Raw genomic sequence first — 415 nt, forward strand, 5'->3', positions numbered from 1 at the left:
GCAGCGGTTCGACCGCCATGTGCATCACGCCGTCAATGTCCGTCGACCGCTTCTTGCCGTCGATCTGGTATTTGATCGGCACCTTCTTCGCGCCGAGATTGGTGCTGATCATCGGCGCGAAGGCAGCCATCGGGCCGCCAGCAGCGCCGGTGAAGATGGCGCCCAACGCTTCCGTTTGCCTGTCATCGGCCCGTTCGTCGATATAGGCGGCAGCCGTCCAATTGCCTTGCGCCATCGGACCCGGTGTGTGCGCGACCATCGCGACGTTGAGCCCATCCAATCGAACGTCGCCGTAATTGCCCTTGTCGATATGAAAGACCAAGGCCACATCGCAAATACCTTGCGTCGGCTTCGATGTCAGCTGCGCGTTGGTGGACACCAGGCAAGGACATACGACATCGCAATTGCAGTTTTC

The 415-nt window shown here is 59.8% G+C and carries 1 protein-coding gene; it reads right to left on the reverse strand.

Annotation, left to right across the window (positions count from 1 at the left end):
* The coding region (locus tag EN786_RS36170; protein WP_135910050.1) for a DUF1326 domain-containing protein at positions 1-415 on the reverse strand (415 nt) is incomplete at both ends.

The organism is Mesorhizobium sp. M4B.F.Ca.ET.143.01.1.1 (assembly GCF_004792275.1).
Taxonomy (GTDB): domain Bacteria; phylum Pseudomonadota; class Alphaproteobacteria; order Rhizobiales; family Rhizobiaceae; genus Mesorhizobium; species Mesorhizobium abyssinicae.